The 19,985-nt window shown below is 36.3% G+C and carries 14 protein-coding genes and 1 other annotated feature; of the genes, 7 read left to right on the top strand and 7 right to left on the bottom strand.

The annotated features are described in order from the left end of the window. Nucleotides 1-651: 651 nt before the first annotated feature. Nucleotides 652-2,787, bottom strand: a complete 2,136-nt coding sequence (locus PB01_RS13155; protein WP_151700632.1) for a cell division protein FtsA — start codon at nucleotides 2,785-2,787, stop codon at nucleotides 652-654. 169 nt (nucleotides 2,788-2,956) lie between these two features. Between PB01_RS13155 and PB01_RS13150 the strand changes: the two genes are divergently transcribed. Together PB01_RS13150 and ccpA are read left to right on the top strand one after the other, a co-directional pair. After that, a complete protein-coding gene (locus PB01_RS13150) occupies nucleotides 2,957-4,042 on the top strand; it encodes a bifunctional 3-deoxy-7-phosphoheptulonate synthase/chorismate mutase (protein ID WP_151700631.1) in 1,086 nt (361 codons plus the stop codon). Nucleotides 4,043-4,175: 133 nt separating this feature from the next. Further along, nucleotides 4,176-5,174, top strand: a complete 999-nt coding sequence (gene ccpA / locus PB01_RS13145) for a catabolite control protein A (RefSeq protein ID WP_151700630.1) — start codon at nucleotides 4,176-4,178, stop codon at nucleotides 5,172-5,174. Nucleotides 5,175-5,192: 18 nt separating this feature from the next. On the opposite strand, the gene PB01_RS13140 is transcribed toward ccpA, so the two are convergent. Genes PB01_RS13140 through PB01_RS13130 form a run of 3 tightly spaced genes read right to left on the bottom strand, consistent with a single transcriptional unit; the run spans nucleotide 5,193 to nucleotide 7,691 of the window. Then, the gene (locus PB01_RS13140) at nucleotides 5,193-6,401 is read right to left on the bottom strand and encodes an acetoin utilization protein AcuC (protein ID WP_404815083.1); all 1,209 of its coding nucleotides are present in this window, start codon (nucleotides 6,399-6,401) and stop codon (nucleotides 5,193-5,195) included. Further along, on the bottom strand, nucleotides 6,371-7,018 hold the full coding sequence (locus PB01_RS13135; RefSeq protein WP_151700629.1) for an acetoin utilization AcuB family protein: 648 nt from the start codon (nucleotides 7,016-7,018) through the stop codon (nucleotides 6,371-6,373). The genes PB01_RS13140 and PB01_RS13135 overlap by 31 nt, the downstream gene beginning before the upstream one ends. Before the next feature lie 40 nt (nucleotides 7,019-7,058). Then, nucleotides 7,059-7,691 (bottom strand): GNAT family N-acetyltransferase, encoded by a 633-nt coding sequence (locus PB01_RS13130; RefSeq protein WP_151700628.1) that lies wholly within the window; start codon nucleotides 7,689-7,691, stop codon nucleotides 7,059-7,061. A 172-nt stretch (nucleotides 7,692-7,863) separates the two neighbouring features. Here PB01_RS13130 and acsA point away from each other — a divergent pair, with 172 nt between their 5' ends. After that, nucleotides 7,864-9,582, top strand: a complete 1,719-nt coding sequence (acsA, locus tag PB01_RS13125; RefSeq protein WP_151700627.1) for an acetate--CoA ligase — start codon at nucleotides 7,864-7,866, stop codon at nucleotides 9,580-9,582. Between the two features lie 595 nt (nucleotides 9,583-10,177). Here acsA and PB01_RS13120 read toward each other — a convergent pair. Further along, on the bottom strand, nucleotides 10,178-13,045 hold the full coding sequence (locus PB01_RS13120; protein WP_151700626.1) for a transglycosylase domain-containing protein: 2,868 nt from the start codon (nucleotides 13,043-13,045) through the stop codon (nucleotides 10,178-10,180). Nucleotides 13,046-13,146: 101 nt separating this feature from the next. Next, nucleotides 13,147-13,342, top strand: a binding site (T-box leader). Between the two features lie 50 nt (nucleotides 13,343-13,392). Here PB01_RS13120 and tyrS point away from each other — a divergent pair. Then, nucleotides 13,393-14,658: a tyrosine--tRNA ligase gene (gene tyrS, locus PB01_RS13115; protein WP_151700625.1), complete on the top strand. Its 1,266-nt coding sequence runs from the start codon at nucleotides 13,393-13,395 to the stop codon at nucleotides 14,656-14,658. A gap of 432 nt (nucleotides 14,659-15,090) precedes the next feature. Here the strand turns inward: tyrS and PB01_RS21060 are convergent, their stop codons facing one another. Further along, on the bottom strand, nucleotides 15,091-15,258 hold the full coding sequence (locus tag PB01_RS21060; RefSeq protein WP_192797574.1) for a hypothetical protein: 168 nt from the start codon (nucleotides 15,256-15,258) through the stop codon (nucleotides 15,091-15,093). Nucleotides 15,259-15,456: 198 nt separating this feature from the next. Here PB01_RS21060 and PB01_RS13110 point away from each other — a divergent pair, with 198 nt between their 5' ends. Then, nucleotides 15,457-15,711 carry a DUF3006 family protein gene (locus PB01_RS13110; RefSeq protein WP_151700624.1) on the top strand — a complete coding sequence of 85 codons (255 nt, stop codon included), beginning with the start codon at nucleotides 15,457-15,459 and terminating at the stop codon, nucleotides 15,709-15,711. Between the two features lie 137 nt (nucleotides 15,712-15,848). Here PB01_RS13110 and rpsD read toward each other — a convergent pair whose 3' ends face one another. Next, nucleotides 15,849-16,451: a 30S ribosomal protein S4 gene (rpsD, locus tag PB01_RS13105; protein WP_151700623.1), complete on the bottom strand. Its 603-nt coding sequence runs from the start codon at nucleotides 16,449-16,451 to the stop codon at nucleotides 15,849-15,851. Between the two features lie 372 nt (nucleotides 16,452-16,823). On the opposite strand from rpsD, the gene PB01_RS13100 reads away from it, so the two are divergent. Continuing rightward, nucleotides 16,824-18,689 carry a sensor domain-containing diguanylate cyclase gene (locus PB01_RS13100; protein ID WP_151700622.1) on the top strand — a complete coding sequence of 622 codons (1,866 nt, stop codon included), beginning with the start codon at nucleotides 16,824-16,826 and terminating at the stop codon, nucleotides 18,687-18,689. A gap of 73 nt (nucleotides 18,690-18,762) precedes the next feature. Beyond that, nucleotides 18,763-19,950, top strand: a complete 1,188-nt coding sequence (gene megL, locus PB01_RS13095) for a methionine gamma-lyase (RefSeq protein WP_151700621.1) — start codon at nucleotides 18,763-18,765, stop codon at nucleotides 19,948-19,950. Nucleotides 19,951-19,985 lie beyond the last annotated feature (35 nt).

The raw sequence follows: 19,985 nt of genomic DNA, 5'->3' as shown, positions 1-19,985 counted from the left end.
AACCTGCGAAACCAGCGTTCATATTACTTGAAAGAATTAAAAAATACCCCGGATTTCCGTTTCAGGTGGACGCGTTCCGCGGGGTGACCGATGAGTCATCACCGCCGCATTCGCGTCGTTGAGATGGCTCATCTGTCTCACTCATCCCGCCGGAGTCGCCACCTTTCACTCCAATCCTTTAAGTGAGTAGTACCTAACAAGAAGATTTAGCCCAGCTATCGCTAGGAATTCAGTAATAGTAAGGCTTCATTGTATAACTTTAAGGGGTAGATTTTGATTTTTTTAGTTTTAACTTACACAGTATACATGAATCAGTGGGTGTATGATTAGAGTTGGTGGAAACTGAAAAAATAGATAGTATTCATTGATAAAGAAGCGCTGAGCGGACGAAATTGTATCTTCGTCCGCTTTTAAAAGAGTAGAATAGGATTTATTCTTTCATTATCCAAAGCTTATGTACCTTGTCTCTATCTATTTCAAGATGGCGACGGACAAACACCAGCCACAAGATTACCTGAAAAAATGGCTCGTGAAGTGACACAGTCACTTCATGAGCCAAATTACTACGGTAATAGTGTAGATGAGGATTTAGTCCAAAGCACTCTGGAAACAGAGAGGACAAGATGAACATAAAGGTCACTTGCGCTTTTCTTAATTAAAAACGATCTCTAGTTGATCTCCACCGAAGATTTCTTCATCAAAACCAGATGCTTGTCCATTCTTCCTAATTTGAAAGGAACCCTTAGCATCCGGTAAAGTCCAATTAGAAAAGCGAAAGACATCTTGAAAGATCCAAGAAGAAGTATTGACATCTTGCCATTGAAGAATTGAACCATTTGGAACGATATCCTCTGAAGTAATAGGTGTTGCTCCATTGGAAACAATTGCACATGATTTAAATAGTTCAATTTCTTCATTCTGAAAAATAACTTTAATTTGATCGACTAGTTTTCTATCTAATTGATTAGCAATTTGTAATAGCTTTGGTGAGCTTACTATTTTTATTTCTAAAATATCATTATCTTGAACAGGATATTGTAGTTTCACAGGATTGTTATTTAACCATAACGACGTAGTGAACTCTGGTATAAAGTAGTTCTTATCATTGATTGTAATCGAAAATGGTTTTAGTTGAGAAAGATAACTTTCTTTCCGGATTGCTACTAATACTTGTTCCACTGTTTGTGGTGTTTCTACTGTTAGTTTATCTCTCTCTTTTAGCACGGTATCAAGAGATGCTTTTTGGTTGTTAATAGAAATAATTGGTTCTACTATATGTATAACTCCTTGACATGTAACGGTTTTAACAGAAGCATCATCAAGTAAATCTCGAACCGTTGCCTCCCCATCCTTCCCGTCTTGACCTTCAAATAGCTCAATCTTATCGTTACTTTTAATTGTTTTTTTAGTATTAGCTTCATGTCCATTCAAGTGAATAAGAGCTGGTTTCCCGTGTTCGCCAGGGATATAAATGTCTCTTCCATTTACTTGAACAGCAAGTGCCGCACCTGGCTTTCCATATAGTTTTCGTGCCGATATATTCGCTGCAAGTAGTGCATCTCCGACAGTCATTTCTTTTAATTCAAATAGTCGAACGATTTGATTGTTTACTTCTACTGACATATATTGAATTGGTGCTCGTTTTGCAGCGATTGCAATCCCAATAGGTGTAACTAATTCAGGTGTAACTGGAATATGGTCTTCTTTCGTTAAATTTTGAATAGCATCAATTCCACGAACAGCTACACGGTTAGAAGGAAGCTCTAATTTTTCTGCAAGAATAGTAGTAAGTGATGGAGTTAAACTGCCTCCTCCAACAAGCATAACTGCTTTGGTTGGTTTGTTATTATTCAATCGAAGTATCTCATTTGAAATAGAGGTAGCTAATTCAAGAGTCGCTGGTCGAATAACATCTATGACTTCTTCTTTCGGTATATTTTGATCAAAACCTAAAATATCTTGAATACGTATAAAGTCATTTTGATTAATAGCTCGCTTCGCTTCTTCTGCAAGCGGGAAGTCTAATAAATAATGGTCGCTTAATGCTTCTGTTATCTCGTCACCGGCATTTGGAACCATCCCGTAGGCAACAACCGTACCGTGATCTGTGATAGCGATATCAGACGTTCCTGCACCGATATCAACAAGAGCAACATTTAGTCGCCGCATAGATGGCGGTATTAATACATTAATAGCAGCAATTGGTTCTAAAGTTAAAGCTTCCATCTCTAAACCTGCTCTCTTTAAAGCAGATAATAATGATTCGACGACAACTCTAGGCAAGAAAGTAGCGATTACCTCGATAGAAGCCACTGTCCCTTGTTGGTCAACTAAGCTTCCTATTTCTTCCCCATCAAGTCGATAGTATAATACACTATATCCAACACAATAATAATGACTAGAGTGTTTTTCGAAATCTTTTTGGACTAAATTAGTTTGAGCTTTTTGGACCGCCGATAGTTCCAAGCGACTAACGTCTTCCTCTGAAAATATAGGTCTGTTTTTAATATCCAGTTCTACCATGGCTTGTTCTGTTTTTAACGCACGTCCAGCAGCGGCAACGCTTACTTTTTCAAGTGGTCCGTGTTTTACTTCTAATTGTGTTTTAATAGAAATAATTGCTTCCGCTACTTTAAGAACATTATGTATTTGCCCATCAACCATTGCTCGTTCTTTGTGTTCCTTAACTAGTATATCCACAACGTGAAATGATTGGTCGCGTTCTTCTAAGATGATTCCAACTACAGATCTTGTACCTATATCCAGTGCAAATAACTTGGTTGACAAATTCTCACGTCCCTTTTCTTAATAGCAAATACTTTAGCGAGTTGAAGCGTTAAAATAAAATGCGTGACATTCATGCATGCATTGATTATAATATGTCTTATATCTAAAAATGTATCATAATCTTCAGTCGATATAAAGTGTCGTTGGAGAGAAGAGAGGAGAATTAACTATGAGTCAAGTAGACTTAGAAGGATTACGCACACGTGTAGATGAAATCAACGTAGAAATTTTACAGTTGATTAATGAAAGAGCTGGAGTCGTTCAAGAAATTGGAAGAGTAAAAGAAAAACAAGGTGTAAATAGATATGACCCTCTTCGCGAAAGAAATATGCTAGATCATTTAAAAGAAAACAATAATGGCCCGCTACCACAGTCCACAGTGGAGCACATTTTTAAAGAAATTTTCAAAACTGCTTTAGAACTGCAAGTGGATGATCAGAAAAAAGCACTTCTTGTTTCACGTAAAAAGAAGTCAGCAGATACGATTGTAGAGATTAATGGTGAAAAAATTGGAACAGGTACACCTTCCTTTGTATTTGGTCCATGTGCCGTTGAATCTTATACGCAAGTTGCAGAGGTTGCCGCAGCAATTCAAGCAAAAGGATTAAAACTTATTAGAGGTGGGGCTTACAAGCCACGTACTTCTCCATATGATTTCCAAGGACTTGGATTAGAAGGCTTAAAAATATTAAAACAAATTTCACAAGAGTATGGATTAGCGGTAGTGTCTGAAATCGTTACACCTAGCCATTTAGAGGAAGCACTTGATTATATAGATGTTGTGCAAGTTGGTGCTCGTAATATGCAAAACTTTGAGTTATTAAAAGCAGTAGGTTCGATTAATAAACCAGTACTTCTAAAACGTGGAATTGCCGCTACTTTAGATGAATTTATACACGCTGCTGAATACATTATGTCACAAGGTAATGATCAAATTATTTTATGTGAACGAGGTATTCGTACGTATGAAAGAGCTACGAGAAATACATTGGATATTTCTGCAGTACCAATATTGAAACAAGAGACACATTTACCTGTATTTGTTGACGTAACGCATTCTACTGGACGCAGAGATATTTTATTGCCTGCCGCGAAAGCTGCAATTGCTATTGGAGCAGATGGGGTAATGGCAGAAGTTCATCCTGACCCTGCAGTGGCATTATCCGATGCAGCTCAACAAATGAACTTAAAGCAATTCGATGAATTTTACGATTCGTTACAAAGATTTATGAAAACTCATGAAGTACATGCATAATTAGATTATAATTATTCACAAAACCGACTCTTCTTCTAGAGTCGGTTTTACTATATGATTGAAAATCATAGTGAACATACAGTATTATTTATATATAGTAGAAACATTCATGGTAGTGAAGGAGGGTTATGCGTTGACTATTACAATATATGATGTAGCAAGGGAAGCAAATGTATCGATGGCAACCGTTTCTCGTGTAGTAAATGGAAACCAAAATGTAAAACCTGCCACTCGTCAAAAAGTGTTAGCAGTAATCGAGCGACTAGATTATAGACCGAATGCAGTCGCAAGAGGATTAGCAAGTAAAAAGACAAAAACAGTTGGAGTAATTATACCAGATATTTCAAATGTGTTTTATGCGGAGCTTGTGCGAGGAATAGAAGATATTGCAACGATGTATAGATACAATATTATTTTAACGAACTCCGATCAACAAGAAGACAAAGAAGTTCAACTACTTTCAACCTTATTTAGTAAGCAAGTAGATGGAGTTGTCATGATGAGTGATCAAGTAACAAAAGATATGTTTAAAGAGATGGAAAGGTCACAAGTTCCAATCGTGTTAGCAGGTACAATTGAGGCTACTAACTCGTTTCCTTCTGTAAATATCGAATATCATGAAGCAGCAGTTGATGCAGCTAATCGTTTACTTCAAAATGGACATAAACGTGTTGCTTTTGTTTCTGGTTCAATATCATCGGCTATTAATCAATTGTTCAAGTTATCTGGTTATAAGGAGGCGCTAGAAAAGGCAAATATAGAAATTGACTCAGATTTAATTGTAGGCATTGATAATACGTATGATGATGGACTTCTAGCTTGGAAAAAGCTTCGTGAGCTTGAAAATCCTCCAACAGCATTTTTTGCAGGAAATGACGAAATTGCCATAGGTTTAATTCACGGTGCTCAAGATAATGGTTTTAGAGTTCCTGAGGATATCGAGGTCATTAGTTTTGAAAACTCCAAACTTGCTCGAATGGTAAGGCCTCAATTAACTAGCGTAGTATTACCTTTATATGATATCGGAGCAGTTTCAATGAGGTTATTGACAAAGTTTATGAACAAAGAAAAAATTGACGAACAAACAGTTATTCTTCCTTACCGAATAGAGGAAAGAGATTCTGTGAAGTAATAAGGAAACCACCAGTAGCTAATGTTGCTGGTGGTTTTTGTATGATTGCTGCTGACGAAGCAAGAGTAACGCTTTATCAAGCATTTGTTTATTTTTCTCCGTAATTTCTGCTTTTCGGGGAATTGGTTCATATAGAGGATTTGGATCCATCCAAGTTGGAATGAAGGGAATAGGAGCCTCTTTAGTCCAACGATTTAGCCAATTTTTCGGCAGTTCCCCTTCTGGAGCCTTTATGTTATTCATTTCCATCCATAGTAAGGACCAGGCACGAGGGACTACTCTCCATATATCATATCCACCACCTCCGACAGCAATCCATTTTCCATCACAATATTCATGCGCAAGTTCATGGGCCAATTTAGGGATTTCTTGATAAATTTTCATCGTGCCATACAAATGCGTTAATGGATCAAAGTAGTGGGCATCTACACCATTCTGACTTAGAATGACATCCGGTTTAAAAGAATCTATGATCTCTTTAAATGCTGTACGATAAATCTCTAAGAATGAATCATCTTCCGTAAAAGCATCCATTGGAAAGTTAAAGGAAGTACCATAACCTTCTCCAGAGCCTCTTTCTGTAATATTACCTGTACCAGGGAATAAATATCTTCCAGTCTCATGAAGAGAAATTGTACATACGTTGGGATCATCGTAAAAGCTCCATTGCACACCATCTCCGTGATGAGCATCTGTGTCTATGTATAGAACGCGTGCATTGTATTTTTGCTGCATATATTTAATCGCTACTGAACTATCGTTGTAAACACAGAAACCTGAGGCACGTCCTTTAAAACCATGATGAAGACCACCACCTAGATTAAGTGCATGAGATGATTTTCCTTCCATCACATAGTCCACTGCAGTTAGAGTTCCTCCTACAAGACTAGCGCTCGCATCATGCATATGTGGGAAAATGGGTGTATCTTCTGTACCAATACCATAACTTTCATATATACTTGTTTCGGTTGTTTCTAAGCTGGCTTTCTTTACAATTTCAATATAGTGAGGATCATGTGCTAAGCTCAATTCTTCGTCCGTTGCAGTTCTAGGTGCTACTATATCCAATGATGATAAAGCGTTCAATTCTCTTAATAAGTCGACCGTCAAAGTTAATCGCTTTTGGTTAAATGGATGTGTGTCTGAAAACTTATAACCTAATTGTTCTTCTGAAAAGATAAAGACTGCATCCTTTTTCATAGATTCATTCCCGGATGATTTGGCCATAAAACTTCGAAACCCTCTGCTCTTATTGCTTCGATGAGTTGGAGAGGGTTCATTGTTTTGACACGTAATACTAATATTTTGTAATCACTTCTTACTTTATCTGGATACACCAAAACACTTAATACATTCATTTTCTGTTCATAAAAAATTTTAGATACTTCAAACAATATTCCTGGTTGATTGGGAACACGAACTTCGATTTGAGAACCAGGCTGATGTGCGCCTGTTAGTTCAATGAATTTGTATAATAGGTCAGATTCCGTAATCATACCGACAAGTTTACCTTTACTAACAATCGGCAAGCATCCAATACGATTATCGTAAAAAATAGTGGCCGTTTCTTCTACAAAATCTAGTGGATGGCCAGTAATTGGATTTTTCGTCATAATTTCTTCTAGGGGAAGTTCATAAATTTCAGGATTTTGGATGCTCAGAAGTGACGATGGGGTTGCTTCTTTTAAGTCTCTATCGGTCACAACGCCAATGACTTCTCGCTGCTCATTGATAATTGGCAAATGACGTATTCTTTTCTCTTTTAAGAGTAGTAATGCATCATTAATCGTATGAGAAGGGGTTAATGTAGGTACAGATGTATTCATTATATCTTCTACAATCATTGGAATGGACTCCCTTTCTATTTGTCTTGTTCTTTTGATATTAATACATAAACCGATTCATAAAGCGTAACTGATCGAACTGCTGAATGGACTTAACATCTACTCTACTACCTATTTTAGCCATGAGACAGTTAGCTGGATGGGAACTAATCTCTGGTTCATCTGTTGCAAAGTATTCTAATCCCCCAGCCTGCATCATTTTCTCCATTACCTTTCGATATTCCCAGACGTTTAACCCTGTTCCTTTTAAATCCCAATGCCAATAATATTCAGTGGTGATTGTAATATAATCTTCCATCATGTCATCCATCATAGATACACGTAGAAGAGTTTTCCCTACTCCTGTTCCACGAAACGTTGGAATTACTTCAATCGCACCAAGTTCGATTAAGTTTTCCATATTTCCTTGAGACCATCGTTCAAGTGGATCAGGATGAAGAAATGTGCTATATCCCACAATTTTCTGTTCATTGCGTACAATAATAATTCTTCCTTCAGGTAGTTTAGCTATGTCAATGATAGCTTTATGTTGTTGAGCAGGTGCTCGAAAAGCAATTAAATCTTCATGGAACTCTAAATTAGCTATTATCTCCGATTGCATCGGTCCTTCTACGATAAGGGTGCCATGCTTTGTTTCTAGTTCCATCGCATTATACGTTTTGTTATGTATCACAAATTCACCACCTATAAAATAATGTCAATTGAAATTATTATACATGATATTTCTAAAAGAAAGCGATTCATTATCTAAAGATCGTAAAACATTCTAAAAAGTAAAAACATTGGCAAAAGTATAAAAGAGTATTGTAGAATAAAAGAGTATATCGATTGAAAGGGTGAAGAGGATGAAAATAGAAGTATTACCAGTGGTATCTGGAGACTATCAATTAAAGGATTATGACGAAACTGCAAAATCCTTTCAATGGGAAGATGCGGAGAAGAACTTTTCATGGTATGAAACTGGAAAAGTTAATATGGCCTATGAAGCTATTGATAGACATGCTGAATCTTATAGAAAAGATAAAGTTGCACTGTATTACCAAGATGCCAATAGGAAAGAATCTTATACATTCCTTGACATGAAAAATAGGAGCAATAAAGCAGCAAATGTATACAAACAAAATTCTACCCTTAAAAAAGGAGATCGTCTTTTTATTTTTATGCCTAGGTCACCTGAATTATATTTTGCACTTCTAGGTGCGGTTAAAATGGGTGTTATTGTAGGTCCTCTATTTGAAGCATTCATGGAAGGTGCAGTTTATGATCGCTTACTAGATAGTGAAGCGAAAGCTATTGTTACTACTCCAGATTTACTTAATAGAATTCCGTTGGATAAATTACCTCATTTAGAAACAGTTTTTTTAGTGGGTGAAACTATAGAAGAAACAGAAAAATTTATAGATTTTAATAAGTCATTAGTGCAGGCGTCTGATTCTTTTGACATAGAATGGGTTGATAAAGAGGATGGTCTAATCTTACATTATACATCCGGTTCAACAGGGAAGCCAAAAGGCATTTTGCATGTGCATTATGCAATGGTTCAACAATACCAATCTATGAAATGGGTTATGGATATTAGAGATGAAGATATTTACTGGTGCACAGCAGATCCTGGATGGGTGACAGGTACATCTTATGGTGTATTTGGCCCGTGGCTTGCAGGTGCTACTTCTCTTGTGCTTGGGGGACGTTTTTCGCCAGATGCATGGTATAACGCGATTGATGAGTATGGAGTCACGGTTTGGTATAGTGCCCCAACTGCATTTCGTATGTTGATGGGAGCAGGGGACGCGATTGTTAAAGCACATGATTTATCCACTTTACGCCATGTACTATCCGTAGGGGAACCATTAAATCCTGAAGTGATCAAGTGGGGAATGCATGTATTTAACAAGCGAATTCATGATACTTGGTGGATGACAGAAACAGGAGCACAAATGATTTGTAATTACGGCTGTTTACCGATCAAACCTGGATCGATGGGTAAACCTTTACCGGGATTAGAAGCAGCCATTATAGACAATCAAGGAAATGTTGTTCCGCCATTCACAATGGGGAATCTAGCGATTAAAAAAGGTTGGCCATCTATGATGCGTCAAATTTGGAATAACAAAGAAAAATACGAGTCAACTTTTATGAATGATGAATGGTATTTTTCAGGAGACTCCGCTTATATGGATGATGAAGGATATTATTGGTTCCAAGGACGAGTAGACGATGTGATCATGACTTCTGGTGAACGTGTAGGACCATTTGAAGTGGAAAGCAAGCTACTAGAGCATCCTGCTATATTAGAAGCTGGAGTAATCGGTAAACCAGATCCTGTTCGTGGAGAAATTATCAAAGCATTCGTCGCTTTGAATGAAGGATATGAACCTTCAGCCGAATTGATTGCCGACATTCAGCAATTTGTTAAAAAAGGACTTGCTGCACATGCAGCCCCTAGGGAAATTGAATTTAAAGAGAAGTTACCAAAAACTCGAAGCGGTAAAATTATGCGTAGGGTTTTAAAAGCTTGGGAATTGAAATTACCAACTGGCGACTTATCCACTATGGAAGACTAAGAAAAATCGCAAGCGTCCTTTAAGTGCTCTTGTCTTCTCTATTCCTAGAGTGCTTTGGACGAATCATCGCTACACTATTACCGGTGTTTTTTTGTGGATCGTGAAGTGACTGCGTCACTTCACGATCCATTTTTTTCATTAATCTTGTGGCGGATGATTGTCCGTCGCCCTCTTGGAATAGTTAGAGACAAGGTGCGTAAGGTTTAATTAATGAGAGATTAGATACTTTCCTATTCTTTTAAAAGCGGACGAAGATGCAATTTCGTCCGCTCAGCACTTCTTTAACAGTTATTCCTACTTGTTTTTTCTCTAGTTCCACCAATTCTTACGAGATGCCTATTGCATCATATAAATTTTGTCCGATAAAAGTAACAATGGCTGAAGCGATAAGTTAAATTCAATCTAAGGCGCTTCTGAAAAAGTCTATTAGAGAATGCTAAATCAGAAAGTCATCATTAGTAGACACTACATAGCTCTGCAATTACTTGATTCCTTGCAGCAGAATTCATATACTTTCTCTCTTAATAAAAGCCACAGCGACCTGACAAATCAGGATAGCTGTGGCTTTTCATTTCAAAAATAGAATTATTGACTATTAGTCATCACCTATTTGTTCTTCATCATCTGTAGGAGGTTTATCCTCATCGTCCGATGTAATTGGTGGTATTACGATTTCCGTTGGTGGTTCAGGATTTTTTTCCTCTATTGAAACGATATTAGAAGCCGCTGATTGTAGTCCTGTAATATCAACAGACACAACGATATATTGCCCGGTACCATTAATAGTATAGCTATTATCCTCCGCTTCCAGTTTAGAAGCCACTAAGACTCTGTCACCGTTAACCACTTTGAATATTCGATATCCTACAACGTCATATGACTCCGATTTGGTCCAAGTTAACGTTTTTTCAGAGAGAGAAGCAATAACAGCTTTTGGAGGACTACCATCTGCTTTAAACATTTCTTCTGATACTACATTTCCCGCAAAAGAAGAGTTTTCTGGGAATAGTTTACTTGCATTTCCACCAAATTTTCCAAGCATTCGTGTAATAAAGCTTTCATTTACTCCATATCCGCCTTTTACAACAAATTCACTTGGGGTAGAATCCAAAGAGCGATATCTATTCCCGTTGATCACTACATAAGATGATGATATTAAACTATCATCTGGTGCAGTTGGGAGCATTGCAGCTTCATTAAATAAATCAGATTTGACTAATCCTGCTTGTGCACATGCATCAGAAGGGGCCAACCCTGAAATACCACAGAATGATTTAGTAACTACACCTTTAGGGACTGGGAAAGGATTTGGAGCATCCACAAGCCCAGGATTCACGTCATACATGGCATTCATCATATTGGACCAAAACATATTTACTCGAACGCTTGGATGATTATAACGATTGTTCATATAAAATAAGGATAATTGATTATCATCGTAACCAAGCCATACGCCTAGAGAAATATTTGGATTGTATCCGACGAGCCAAGAGTCATTATGATTTTGTGTCGTACCAGTTTTAGCTGCAAAATCGGATTTAAATTTTAATCTAGAATTTGCAAGAGCTGCTGTTCCTCCAGATAACACATCCCGAAGCATATCGGTAATAATATAAGCAGTCGCAGGACTGAATACTTGTACTGGTTCCGTTTTATGTTGGTAGATTAAATTCCCATTAACATCTTCAATTTTTTCGATCATATATGCATCAATGAATTGACCATTGTTTGCGAAAGTTCCAAAGGCATTTGTATTTTCTTCAACCGTCGCTCCATTTGTCATCCCACCAATAGCTAAAGCGTGATTTGCATATTCATTATCTTCAATATGTTCAAATCCCATTTTTTTGAGGAAGTCAGTAGGCTTTCTATCCATTATTAAATCATATAAACGAATAGTCGATAAGTTTTGTGACGTTTTTAATGCGTCGCGTGCAGAAATAATTCCTTTTTCTTGCTCTTTCGTATAATTAGAAGGCGATTCCTTCCATGTGGTACGTCCTAAGTTTTCTAGTTTTACATCGACAACAGGGCTTCCAGCTCCAATGACCCCATATTCAATTGCAGGTGCATAAACGAGTAAAGGCTTAATTGTAGAACCAATTGGTCGGACAGCTTGTGTAGCGTGGTTAAACTGTATTAAATTATAATCACGTCCACCTAGGAAAGATAATATTTTACCTGTTCCGTTCTCAATCATCATACTTCCTACTTGTACAGGAAAATCTTGCTCGATAATTTCGCCTGTGTTTGGATCTTTCACTTCTTTTGTATACGTATGACCATACGTATCGAATTCATCTTTTACTTTAATCATCGCTTCAAACATTTCTTTATTGATGGTTGTATGAATTCGGTAACCACCTGTACTTACAGCCCTTTTAGCGATAATATCGTATTTTTCATAGAGTTTAGATTCATTTTTTAAGCGTTCCGGATCAATTCCATCTGCTGCAGCAAATTGTACTCTAAGTATTTCTTTTACCCTGTTTTCAATTTCAGAAGTCAACCATGGATACTTATCTTCCGAAACGACTTCCGGTTGTCTAAAATCTTTTGTAATATCGTAATCTTTTGCAGAATTATATTCTTCATCAGTAATATAACCCGTTTCTTTCATTCGGAATAAAACAGTCTTCATCCGCTCAATTCCAGCCTGCAATGCTTTTCCTTCTTTTAATACTCCGCCTTTTCTAAAAGGAGTATAAGCGAATGGGGATTGCGGGATTCCTGCGATATAGGCTGCTTGTGGTAAAGATAAATCCTTCGCTTTTACATTGAATATTCCGTTCGCTGCCGTTTCAATACCTGCAATGTTTTTGCCGTTTGCATTTCGACCGTAAGGAATGATATTCAAGTAAGTTTCTAATATTTCATCTTTCGTCATGAAGTGTTCAAGACGCATAGCTAAAAGAATTTCTTTTGCTTTTCGTTCATAAGACACTTCGTTTGTTAATATTTGGTTCTTAATTAATTGTTGCGTTAAAGTAGATCCCCCTGTTTTTGTATCAGAGTTAGTAACATCTTGAAGTAAACCACGAATAATTGCTTTTGGAACTATCCCATTATGTACCTCAAAATATTCATCTTCTGTAGCTAACACAGCATGTATTACGTCTGGAGAAATGGAGGAAAGTTTGGTTTCAGTACGTTCAAGATCTGTCCTTAACTTACCAATATATACATCTCCAGCAAAATAGATTTCGGAGGTTTCTTCATAATTAAATACAGCAGTTCTCATTTCTTCTTTATCACGTAAAGGTTCTTCTTTTACTAACGAAGCAAAATAACCAGCTCCAACTGTAGCAGCAAAAATTCCAAAGGTGAGACCTACAATTAAAAATAGTAAACATAAATTCCATATAACGCCAGATGAAATGCGTAGGGCTTTAGCCCATTTAGTTGTTTGCAATTTTTCAAATTTATCTTTGTAAAATTGGATTTTCTTTATCCATTTATCCATTAATAGCTCGACCCCCAAATCAAGGATTATTATACCATAATCGAATATCAATAGACGATAGTTATTGACAACCGTTTTATATTATGTAAAATAGGTATATAATTTTAACGAAGAAAAGTCCGAAGTAGTGTTTGTACATACTGTGTAGAGAGCTAGCGGTTGGTGAAAGCTAGTCAGTGTATAAAAACGAATTACAGGCTTGGAGTTAGACGTTTTCACAACGATATCGTGATTGAAGCGGAAGGATTTTTCCTTCAAGCTGGGTGGTACCGCGCTAATTGACAAAGCGTCCCTGCATGATTTATTTCGTGCAGGGACTTTTTTATTTTATTTAGGAGGAGATTAGAATGTCAAATGCATTACTAGAAGATTTAAATTGGAGAGGGCTTTTATATCAACAAACGGATGCAGAGGGATTAGAAGAATTATTAAATAATGAAAAAATCTCTTTATATTGTGGAGTAGATCCGACTGCAGATAGCATGCATATTGGGCATATTGTTCCGTTGCTTACACTTAGAAGATTTCAACTTCATGGACATCGACCAATTCTTTTAGTAGGTGGAGCAACGGGTATGATTGGGGATCCATCTGGACGATCAGAAGAACGTCAACTTCAAACAATCGAGCAAATTGATCGGAATGTTCAAGGTATTAAAGCACAAATGGAGCGAATTTTTGACTTCCAGGCAGAAAATGGTGCTCAAATGGTAAATAACTATGATTGGAATGGCTCGATGAATGTAGTCGAGTTTCTAAGGGACTTTGGGAAGCTTATTAATATAAACTATATGTTGGGGAAAGATTCAATTGCCTCTCGTTTAGATACAGGTCTTTCTTTTACAGAGTTTACTTATACATTAATACAAGGTATTGATTTCAAACATTTGTTTGACCACTTTAATTGTCGTGTTCAAATTGGTGGATCGGATCAGTGGGGGAATATAACAACTGGTCTTGAAATGATTCGTAAAACGCATGAAGAGGAAACAAAAGCATTTGGCATTACAATTCCATTAGTAACAAAAGCCGATGGGACAAAGTTTGGTAAATCATCTTCTGGTTCCGTATGGTTAGACGCAAAAAAGACATCTCCATATGAATTTTATCAATTTTGGATTAATACAGCAGATTCAGATGTTATTAAATACATGAAAATATTCACGTTTTTAGAAAGAAGCGAAATTGAAGCGTTCCAGGAGAAAGTGGAAAATGAGCCACATTTACGTAAAGCTCAAATTGCCCTTGGAGAAGAAATGACTCGTCTTATTCATGGTCAAGAAGCTTTAGAACAAGCTGTCCGGATATCCCAAGCTTTGTTTAGCGGAAATTTAAAAGAGTTATCTGCAGAAGAAATGAAGGACGCTTTCAAAGATGTACCTTCCGTTGAGATGACAAAAGATGCGAAAAATATTGTAGATTTTATCGTTGAAGCGACTGTTTCTCCATCGAAGAGACAAGCTCGTGAGGATGTGGCAAACGGTGCTATTTCAGTAAATGGTGAAAAAGTGACGGATGTAGCATATGAAGTAGGAGAAAGTGATCGTTTAGAAGATGAGTTTATGATTATTCGTCGAGGGAAGAAAAACTACAAAATGATTAAGTTCGTATAATTTGTAAAGTAGCTACTTCTCTATAACAGGGAAGTAGCTTTACTTTTTCTTAAAATAGAAAGTTTATATGATACAGTGGTTATTTTATAAGAATGGGTAGTGCTTGGGAAAAATAGATAGCATCCATTGATAAAGAAGCACAAAGCGGACGGAATTGTATCTTCGTCCGCTTTTAAATGAGTAGTTAAGAATCTAGTCCCTCATTAACCAAACTTTATGCACCTTGTCTCTAAACGCTTCAGGAGCGTTACGGACAAACGCCCGCCGCAAGATTACCGAATAAAATGGCTCGTGCAGTGACGCAGTCACTACACGAGCCACAAAAATTCCAACGGTAATAGTGTACCTGATGTTTTGTCCAAAGCACTTTGGAAATAGTAAAGACAAGATGCACTTAAAGGACGCTGGAGCGTTTCTTAAGATTTGAAAACACTAGTTTGCTCCGCCACGTTCGTCTACATGATGATTATGTTGACCATCTTTAACTTGAAGATTTCTTTTCTCATCCTCACTTAATCTTTCTGGTTCGTTAAACCTTTCGCTAACGCCCTGTTTACTCGACTTTTTGTTCGGTGAATTATTCTTATTATTATTTATCAAATGATATCCTCCTTTTTTTTGTCTATTTTCTTTCTTAGTGTTTCCACAGAATAGACAAATAGTCATGAAAATATTAAAATAATATAAATATTAATCAAAAAAAGATGAAAAATGAGTAAGAAATAGTATAGAATAATATAGATAAACAAATTTTCTACATTTTTTATTTATATTAATTTGGTCGAGGGGCTGTTCGTAATGGGTTCAAATAGATACGTAGTTGATCGTTTCGATGATTTTTTTGTTGTTCTTTTGGAAAAAGATAATAAAGTAAATAAACTAGTCATTTTAAAAAGTAAGTTTACGATAAATGCAAAAGTAGGAGATTTATTAGAAGTGCATGTTAATAAAGATAAATGTGGCTATGACTTTAAAGCTTTGAAAGAAGAGACGGATGTTACCAAACAAAGACTCCTCGATTTAATAGAGGGTATGAAGATGGATATAAATTAATTACTGTGGCACAAAGACGATCTGCTCTAAATGGGGTAGGTTGGTTTTTTTATATAGTAAATAATAAAAAAGCCCCAAAACCTTGATTTAACAAGGATTCTAGGGCTTTTAATACTACTCTTTGCAGAGTATAGCTATTAACGAGAGTAGAACTCAACGATAAGAGCTTCGTTAATTTCAGCAGAAAGTTCGCTACGTTCTGGAAGACGAACGAAAGTACCAACTTTTTTGTCTGCATCAAATGTTAAGTAATCAGGTACGAAGCTGTTAACTTCCATTGATTCGTTTACAACGTCAAGGTTTTGAGATTTTTCACGAAGAGAAATTTCTTGACCTGCTTTTAAACGGAATGAAGGAATATCAACGCGTTTACCATCGACCATTACGTGACCGTGGTTAACTAATTGACGAGCTCCACGACGAGTGCGAGCAAGACCTAAACGGTATACAACGTTATCTAGGCGAGTTTCAAGAAGAATCATGAAGTTTTCACCATGTTTACCTTGCATTTTACCAGCTTTATCAAATAAAGTACGGAATTGACGTTCGTTAACACCATAAGTGTGACGAAGTTTTTGTTTTTCTTGTAATTGAAGACCGTACTCTGTTAATTTTTTGCGTTGTGTTGGACCGTGTTGTCCTGGTGCGTAAGCGCGTTTTTCTAATTCTTTACCAGTACCGCTTAGTGAGATACCAAGACGACGTGATAATTTCCATGCTGGACCTGTATAACGTGACATGAAAAATTCCTCCTATTATTGGTTTTATTTTGTTGTAAAATAAGACCAGATGTATCCAAACTAGTACCATTTTGTTTTCATGTATCATCGCCCATGCAGCCAAAGGGTTACGGGATACACCATCTACTCTGTTGAATAGAGGAACAAAATGAGCAATCTAGACCATACAACTGCTGCATTTATTTTACACAAACCTCATTGTACCTTTTGAAGCGACTAAAGTCAATATAATTCATACTTTCTTAAAATTAATTACTATATCCTTTAATAGGAAATCAATTGACAAATTATGAGATGTATAGTCAAATAGAATTATAATATATATATGATAAAAGTAACATATTCACTCTTGGAAAGCTAAGAGGTGTTAAAATGACAGAAACAACAATAATGGATCAAATAAAAAGCCGAGTGTTAGACATTTGGACAGAAACCGCCTTCTCAAATATATCAAGTATTAGTTGGTTTGACGATTTAAAAGCTATACTTTCAGATTTTTTTGACGTCGAGGTAGCTAATTACTATATTTATGATGCAGGTACATTTTTACAACTGAAATGGAATCATTCATTGACCAAAAAAATAAATGCGATTAAATGGATTGAGATTGAATCCTTTTTTTTCGAAAATACCTTTACATTTGTTCCGTTACTTCAAAAAAGTTATATGACTGATGGGGAAGTGTCCATTCTATTAAGAGATATGGAGAACCAACCTTTAGGATTGTTGACTATGGAGTCTACTTCTAAATGGAAAGAATTTTCCTGCTCTTCAGAAGTAAATGATTTTATCTTTTTACTCAGTAAATTAGTGCAAATAATTAGGAAAACAATCTTATTAACCCACCAAGAACATCAATATCGAAACCTATTTAATGTAACGAAAATGTTTCACTCTACATTTGATATTGGTCAGATATTAGAAGGAACATTAAATGCTATACAAGACGCATTTCCTAGCTTCCATTCCAATTTAATATTATCAAATGACCAAGAACGAAAGACACCGATTCCATATAAGTTGTTTGACTACACATCTGAAAGGCCGGCGACAATAGAAGCATATGTTTCGGGTGAGATTACATCTGAACTAGCAACAGATTTAGGGGTTCGTTTATTAAATGTTCCTATTAAAGGTAAACAAGGCATTTACGGTATAATGCAGATGTCTACACCACTTGACTATTTATTTTCCATGAGACAAAAAGAATTTGCGTCATTGCTTGCCTCTGCTACTGGAAATGCATTAGAAAATGCAAAGTTATATATTCAATCACATCGATTGGTAGCAGATTTACAATTAATTAATGAAACATCACATAAGCTAAATATGAATTTATCGCTAGAAGAAATGCTTTTGTTTTTACGAAATCAATTAATGAAATCGTTTCATCCAGAACAAATTTGTTTCGTCTTTTTAGGAGAAGAGGAGGAATACCAAGTATCCACAGCGAGTTCAGAATTTTTTCATACGATTGATGGACAATTATATATCCAACTTGTAGTAAATCATTTTTTCAAAATGAGCGACCCTCTTTTTATTGCAGATTTCAATCGTCTTGCAGATCTAAAATATGAATATCGTTCCCTAGTTGCCATACCGTTAAAAGAGCAAAATCATATAACGGGATTCAGTCTTGTGCTACATAGAGAACCATACTTCTTTTCATTCGACAGCTTTAAATTAATGCAATCGTTAATTCAACACTCCTCCATTGCAATTAGTAACTCAAAATTACGTCATAAATTGCAAGAAATGGTGAATCGTGATCATTTAACTAATCTCTATGCAAGAAAGTATTTAGACAAATATGTGGAAACATCACTGGAAAATGAAGAGCGAGGTGTCTTCATACTCTTGGATATCGATAATTTTAAACAAGTGAATGATACCTATGGTCATCAAGTCGGAGATGAAATATTAAAAAAAATTGCTTCAATTATTCAAAAACGAACAGATGGAATAGGTATTGGAGCTAGATGGGGTGGAGAAGAACTTGCTATCTATTTCTCACAAATGACTATTACACAAGGGATCGAAGAATCGAAACAAATAATAGCGCAAATTCCGATGCAAACAAATCCAAGTGTAACAGTTTCAATGGGAGTGAGTGTGTGGGAAAGAGAACATAAGGTAACTTTTCACAATCTCTTCCATTATGCAGATATGGCTTTATATGAAGCGAAAAATAACGGAAAAAATCAAATGCGTATTTTTGAGGCATCTCATCTTTCATAGGATGAGTGCCTTTTCTTTTTGTATCATTCCGTGTAGACTAAGTGTAAGCGTTTACAAAATGGGTGTAAGTGAAATGGAGAAAGAAAATTATCAAAAGGAAACGTTATATATTCATAAGGGGTATAGTTCTATTAATCATCATGATAGTCTGGCAGTTCCTCTGTATCAAACTTCCACATTTGCATTTGAAACGGCTGAACAAGGTGCAAGTAGATTTGCAGGAGAAGAAACTGGTGGAATTTACTCGAGATTAGGGAATCCGACAGTCAAAGTACTAGAAGAGCGGATGGCCGCACTGGAATACGGGGAAGGAGCTCTCGCATTTGGTTCAGGGATGGCTGCGGTTAGTGCGATTCTAGTTCATTTAACGAAGACCGGAGATCATATTCTTTGTACTCGAGGAATATATGGTTGCACATTCGGCTTTTTAAATATATTGAAGCAAAAGTACAATATTTCACATGACTTTTCAACACTAGCAACAGAAGAAGAGATTGAAGCAGCTATTAAACCAAATACGGTTTGTATTTATATAGAGACTCCCATTAATCCTACAATGGAAATGGTGGATATTGGATTAATAACACGGGTTGCGAAAAAACACGGCATTCAAGTAGTAGTAGATAATACTTTTTCATCTCCTTATTTGCAGAACCCTTTGGAGTTAGGAGCAAATTTTGTATTGCATAGTGCCACTAAATATATTAATGGGCACGGGGATGTTATTGCAGGAATACTTGTTGGTAAGAAAAAAGAAGAAATAGAGACAATACGTATGTCTGTGCAAAAAGATTATGGTGGTATCATTTCTCCATTTGATGCTTGGTTACTTATTCGAGGTTTGAAAACAATGCATGTACGGATGGACCGTCATACGAAAAATGCAGCAGATCTTTTCTCTTTTTTACAAACATGTTCTATGGTAGAAAACATTTACTACCCTTTTGATGAGAACAACCCCCAATTCGAAATTGCCAAAAAACAAATGAAAGCAGGGGGAGGGCTAATTTCATTTACCGTTCAAGGTGGGATGAAAAATGCACAAAAGCTAATGAATACATTAAATTTAATAAAAATCGCTGTAAGTCTTGGAGATGCAGAAACACTAATTCAACATCCTTCAACGATGACTCATTCTGTCGTACCAGAAAAAGAAAGATTAGAAATGGGTATCACAGATGGATTGCTACGCCTATCGGTAGGTCTAGAAAACTCTACAGACTTAATAGAGGATTTACAGCAAGCTTTTTCTAACCTTTAATCCGTATCCGGTCTATCTTCTAATTGGCTATTTCC

It is taken from the genome of Psychrobacillus glaciei, from assembly GCF_008973485.1.
Classification (GTDB): Bacteria; Bacillota; Bacilli; order Bacillales_A; family Planococcaceae; genus Psychrobacillus; species Psychrobacillus glaciei.
This window is presented reverse-complemented; position numbering and strand designations above follow the sequence as displayed.

What these genes read in the sequence shown, in the direction of transcription:
- tyrS (WP_151700625.1), top strand. Translation starts at nt 13,393, where the DNA reads ATGTCAAATGCATTACTAGAAGATTTAAATTGGAGAGGGCTTTTATAT.
- PB01_RS13120 (WP_151700626.1), bottom strand. Translation starts at nt 13,045, where the DNA reads ATGGATAAATGGATAAAGAAAATCCAATTTTACAAAGATAAATTTGAA.
- PB01_RS13110 (WP_151700624.1), top strand. Translation starts at nt 15,457, where the DNA reads ATGGGTTCAAATAGATACGTAGTTGATCGTTTCGATGATTTTTTTGTT.
- acsA (WP_151700627.1), top strand. Translation starts at nt 7,864, where the DNA reads ATGAAAATAGAAGTATTACCAGTGGTATCTGGAGACTATCAATTAAAG.
- PB01_RS13140 (WP_404815083.1), bottom strand. Translation starts at nt 6,401, where the DNA reads ATGGCCAAATCATCCGGGAATGAATCTATGAAAAAGGATGCAGTCTTT.
- megL (WP_151700621.1), top strand. Translation starts at nt 18,763, where the DNA reads ATGGAGAAAGAAAATTATCAAAAGGAAACGTTATATATTCATAAGGGG.
- PB01_RS13100 (WP_151700622.1), top strand. Translation starts at nt 16,824, where the DNA reads ATGACAGAAACAACAATAATGGATCAAATAAAAAGCCGAGTGTTAGAC.
- rpsD (WP_151700623.1), bottom strand. Translation starts at nt 16,451, where the DNA reads ATGTCACGTTATACAGGTCCAGCATGGAAATTATCACGTCGTCTTGGT.
- PB01_RS13150 (WP_151700631.1), top strand. Translation starts at nt 2,957, where the DNA reads ATGAGTCAAGTAGACTTAGAAGGATTACGCACACGTGTAGATGAAATC.
- PB01_RS13135 (WP_151700629.1), bottom strand. Translation starts at nt 7,018, where the DNA reads ATGATTGTAGAAGATATAATGAATACATCTGTACCTACATTAACCCCT.